General features: G+C 71.8%; 5 protein-coding genes. All 5 read right to left on the minus strand.

All coding sequences use genetic code 11. The features are described from left to right. Positions 1 to 14: 14 nt before the first annotated feature. Complete coding sequence (locus tag B1L11_RS43870; protein WP_079321049.1) at positions 15 to 380, minus strand: hypothetical protein; 366 nt, start codon at positions 378 to 380, stop codon at positions 15 to 17. Positions 381 to 386: 6 nt separating this feature from the next. Next, the gene (locus B1L11_RS43875) at positions 387 to 1,982 is read right to left on the minus strand and encodes a hypothetical protein (RefSeq protein ID WP_079321050.1); all 1,596 of its coding nucleotides are present in this window, start codon (positions 1,980 to 1,982) and stop codon (positions 387 to 389) included. Between the two features lie 126 nt (positions 1,983 to 2,108). Then, the gene (locus B1L11_RS43880; RefSeq protein WP_079321051.1) at positions 2,109 to 3,236 is read right to left on the minus strand and encodes an ABC transporter ATP-binding protein; all 1,128 of its coding nucleotides are present in this window, start codon (positions 3,234 to 3,236) and stop codon (positions 2,109 to 2,111) included. Next, positions 3,233 to 4,024 (minus strand): ABC transporter permease, encoded by a 792-nt coding sequence (locus tag B1L11_RS43885; protein ID WP_079321052.1) that lies wholly within the window; start codon positions 4,022 to 4,024, stop codon positions 3,233 to 3,235. Before B1L11_RS43885 ends, B1L11_RS43880 begins: the two co-directional genes overlap by 4 nt. Next, the coding region (locus B1L11_RS43890) for an ABC transporter permease (protein ID WP_143737991.1) at positions 4,021 to 4,858 on the minus strand (838 nt) is incomplete at its 5' end. The genes B1L11_RS43885 and B1L11_RS43890, both read right to left, overlap by 4 nt.

A 4,858-nucleotide genomic window follows, 5' to 3' on the forward strand; every position in this document is an offset into this window, starting at 1 on the left:
CTGGGCGAGGGCGGTCACCCGAGCAGGGGCACGGCCCAGATCCACGCCGAGGACACCGACGTGGCGGCGGCGAGCCCGGCCGCGCACCCGGCGAGGGCCAGGCCGCCGGCGAACAGCACCCGTCCGCGCCCGTGGCGGTCGGCGCGCAGCGCCGCAGGCGCGGCCATGATCACTCCGGCGCCCTGGGCGAGTGCGAGCAGCACGCCGATCAGCAGCCCGGACCCGGCACCGCTCGCCTGGAGACCGACCGGCAGCAGGATCTGCACCAGCGACTCGGTGAGGAACAGCGCGACAATCATCGCCACCGCGAGCGCGGTCCCGCTCGCCCCCGCCGCCTCACCCCCGTACCGGCCGCGACGGGGGCGGGAGAGCGTGCCCATGGACGGCTAGAGCTTCTCGCCGAAGTCCGTCGTGGTCGGCAGTTGCCACTCGAAACCGCGGGCGGTGGTCACGTACTCGGGCCAGGGCAGCTCGACGGGCGGCGCGAAGTCGCGCGGCAGCAGCGGGTCGCGCAACGCCGCGGGCGCGGCCTCGCGGTTGCGCTCGAACTCCTCCGTGGCTGCGGCCAGCAGCCCGGGGTCGTCGATGAGCCGCAGCGCGGTCGCGGCGATGACCTCGCCGGCGTAACCCCACACCGGGTCGATCGCCGGTGCCAGGCCGTTCATGGCGTTGTTGGCCCAGTGGTTGAGGTCCTCCCCCACCACCCGCAGCAGCGGCTTGGCGGTGTAGAAACGCACGGTGGGCGCGTGCCAGGTGTACTCGGTGCAGTCGTCGGCCCCGGTGCAGTCCTGCCACGGCGGGAGGGTGGCGCGGGTCGCCGCGTCATGGTCGCGCGGGTCGGTGACCTGGTACAGCATCGGCCGGAAGGGGTCGTCGGAGGGCTCGTGCCCGAGGGTGCGCTCCAGTTCACGGGCGAACTCGTACGCCTCGGGCGCGAACCTGCGCGGTCCCAGCTCCAGCAGGTTCTCGTACGTCGCCTGCGCCATGACGTGGTTCTTCAGGCCCGGCCGGGTGCGGGTCACCCAGCGCATCGAGACCTCGCAGTTGGCCAGCCCGGCGACGTGCCTGGCGTTGCGTGTGAGCACCTCCAGGATCTGCTCCTGGACGCCGATCAGCGGCGAGCGCCAGCTGAACTGGATTTGGGTGATCCGCGGCGGCAGGTTGTCGGCCGTCGCGTTGGCCGCGCCCAGGATCGCCTCGTTGAGCGACCACAGGCCGGTCCGGGGGAACATGTTCTCCTTGGCGTACTTGGTCGCCGTGAGCATCAGGCCCAGCGCGTCGAGAGCCCCTGGAGAGCGGACGCTGTTGTGCGCGCCCATCCCCGACCCCTCCAGCGGGTCTCCGCTGATCCACGGCGGGGCGTCGTCGCGCTGCGCCTCGAAGCATTGGAAGGTGAAGACCGCCGACCAGTACAGGCAGTTGTGGATGTCCCACACCGCGGTGTTCTCGAACAGCGGGTGGTAGCTGATCACCGCGTCGAGCCCGTCGTAGTAGCCCTTGGCGGCGTGTACGGCCTTGGATCCGCACACCTTCTCGGCCGGCTCGCCGAACAGGTGGACGACCCCCCGGCCTCCGGTGCGCTCGATCACTCGCTTGGTCGCGATCGCCCCGGCGAGTGCGCCGACGCCCAGGGCCGAGTGCGCGTCGGTGAAGCCGGGCGCCCACGGGTGGAGGCCGGGGCGCGGCTGCCGGTAGGTCACGGTGTCCTGGGAGTAGCCGGGCGAGGCGTCGTACTCGGCGTACATCCCGATGGCGGGGCCGTCGTCGCCCCACCGGGCGTGGAAGGCGGTCGGCATGCCGCCCGACCCCTCCTCCACCTCGAAGCCCTCCGCCTTCAGCAGGTCGACGTACGCCTGCGCCGACCGGTACTCACGCCAGGCGGGCTCGGCGTACGACCAGATGAGGCGGTGGAACTCCGAGAGCTCCTTGCCGAGTTCCTCCACCGCGGCGACTCCGGCGCGCTGGCGCTCGGTCAGTCCCATGTCGCTCCTCGTTTCTTCTTATCGGGGGGTTTGTTCTCGGGGGTTTGTGAGGTCAGGGGAGGTTTACGGGCATGCCGGAGACGTGAGCGCCGCAGGGCGACGCCCTCGTCGTGCTGAGAAGCGTGGTCAGGCCGCGCCGGAGATGATGTGGCAGGAGCCGGGATCCCACTCCAGGACGACCTCGTCGCCCACGGAGCACGGCAGCGGGGCCCCCGACTCGCACCTGACCACCAGTTCGGCGCCGTCGGCGCCCTCGACCAGGACCTTGCGCGAGTCGCCTGCGTAGATGTCGGCGCTCACCACTCCGGGCATGCGGGAGACGGCCGCCGCGGACTGCTCGGCCCCGGCCGGCCGGATGCGTATGGCCGACGGCCGGACCACGACGACCGCCTCCCGCTCCCCCGGCGTGTCGCCGGGGACGAGGACCCGCCCGTACGGCAGGGCCAGCACGGACTCCGTCCCGTCTCGTTCGACCCGGCCGCGGAACAGGTTGGACTCGCCCAGGAAGCGGGCGGCGACCTCGCTGTTGGGCAGCCCGTACAGCTCCTCGGGCGTGCCGTGCTGGACCAGCCGCCCGCCCGCGAGCAGCGCGATGCGGTCGCTCATCGTCAGCGCCTCCTCCTGATCGTGGGTGACGTTGATGACGGTGAGCCCGAGTTCGCGACTGAGCCTGCGAATCTCGATCTGCATGGCCTCGCGCAGGCGGCGGTCGAGGGCGCCGAGCGGCTCGTCCATCAGCAGCAGCGGCGGCCGGGCCACGATGGCCCGGGCCAGCGCCACCCGCTGCTGCTGCCCGCCGGACAGTTCCTTCGGGGAGCGCCCGCCGTACCCGCCGAGCTGCACCGCCTCGAGTGCCCGCTCGACCAGGTCCGCCCGGTCGCGGCGGCGCACCCGCCGCATCTCCAACGGGAAGGCGACGTTGGCGGCGACCGACAGATGCGGGAACAAGGCGTAGTTCTGGAACACCATGCCGATCTCGCGGCGGTGCACGGGGACCTGGGAGATGTCGCGGCCGTCCACCACGACCCGGCCCTCGTCCGCGTCCACGAAGCCGGCGACGATCCGCAGGAGCGTGGTCTTGCCCGATCCGGAGGCACCCAGCAGCGTGAGGAACTGACCGGGCTCCACGGTCAGCGACACGTCGTCGACGGCCCGCACGTCGCCGTACCTCTTGACGATGCCGGCCAGTTCGACCCTCGCTCCCGGCGAGCCCTCCCGGCCGGTCGGCCCTGCCTGGGTTGCCGTCTCGGTCACGTCCTTCTCCTAACCTTCTTCACCACGGCCGGCCCCACCAGGACCAGGGCGGCCATCAGCAGCGAGACGAGAGTGATCAGCGTCGCCACCGCCGAGATGGACGGCTCGACGCCGGAGCGAACCTGGCTCCACATCACGACGGGCAGGGTGCGGAACCGCGGCGTGTTCAGGAACAGGGCGACGACCACCTCGTCCCAGGAGGAGACGAACGCCAGCACGCCGCCGACCAGCGCGGCCGGGGCCACCAGGGGCAGCGTGATCCGCAGGAGCGTGACCGCCTCGGTCGCGCCGGACACGCGAGCGGCCTCCTCTACGCGGCGGTCCACGCCAGTGAGCGCGGCCAGGACGTTGACGAACACGAACGGCAGGCCGAGCACCGCGTGGGCGATGCCCAGGCTGAGCGCGTTCCCCGACAGGCCGACCCGGATGTAGACCAGGTAGAAGCCGATGCCGGCGACGACGAGCGGCACGGTCATCGGCAGCACGGCCAGGCCGGTGACGAGGGCGGGCGGCAGGAAGCGGCTGCGCGCCGCGGCGAAGGCGAGCGAGGTGCCCGCCGTCATCGCCAGCACCGCGGCCAGCAGCCCCACCTGCACGCTGTTGCCGAGCGCGGTGAGCCACTCGGGATCGGTCAGGACCTCCTCGAACCAGCGCAGGGAGAAGCCCTTCGGCGGGAAGGTCACCATCGAGCCTGAGGTCACCGAGGTCGCCGCGACGACCAGGGTGGGCGCGACGAACAGCAGCGCGACCAGGCAGGCGAACAGCCGGACGCCGAGCCCGGCCCTCATCGCCGCCTCCCCATGCCGACGCCGAGGATCCTGCCCAGGCCGACGAACCGGGCGGCGACCGCGAGAACGGCCAGCACCGCCACGAACAGTAGGACCGCCATCGCCGCGCCGACGCCCGGCTTGAGGAACTGCTCGATCTGCTGCATGATCGCCTGCCCCACGTACACCTGGCGGGCGCCGCCGAGAAGCTGCGGCGTGATGTAGAAGCCCAGGGCGAGGACGAACACCAGGACGCCTCCGGCCACCGCGCCGGGCAGCGACAGCGGCAGGGTGATCCGCGCGAACACCCGCCACGGCCGCGCCCCCATCACCCGCGCGGCCCGCTCGACGTCGGGGTCGATCGAGCGGAGCTGGGCGAACAACGCGAGCACGGCGTACGGCAGGAGGACATGGACCATGCCGACGTAGACCGCGAAGGGTGTCCTGATCATGTGGATCGGCGCGGATGTGAGGCCGAGCCAGTCGCGCAGCGCGGTGTTCACGATGCCGGTGTCGTTCAGCACGATCTGCCAGGCGTAGGTGCGCACCAGCAGGCTGGTCCAGAAGGCCAGCATCAGCGCGACCATCAGGAAGGTGCGCAGCGCCGTCCCGGACCTGGCCATCGCATAGGCGTACGGGTATCCGATCAGCAGGCACAGCGCGGTGACCACCAGCGCCATCTCCAGGGTGTCCACCACGGAGCGCTGGTAGACGGAGCTGGTGAAGATCGCGGCGTAGTTCTCCGGCGAGGGGTCGGTCAGGCTCTTGACCACCACCACGGCCGATCGGGACGACGAACGCGGCGACCACGAAGACCAGGCCGGCAGGCCGGCGCCGCTCCAGAAGTCGGGCCGG

It is taken from the genome of Microbispora sp. GKU 823 (assembly GCF_002027145.1).
GTDB classification, from domain to species: domain Bacteria; phylum Actinomycetota; class Actinomycetes; order Streptosporangiales; family Streptosporangiaceae; genus Microbispora; species Microbispora siamensis.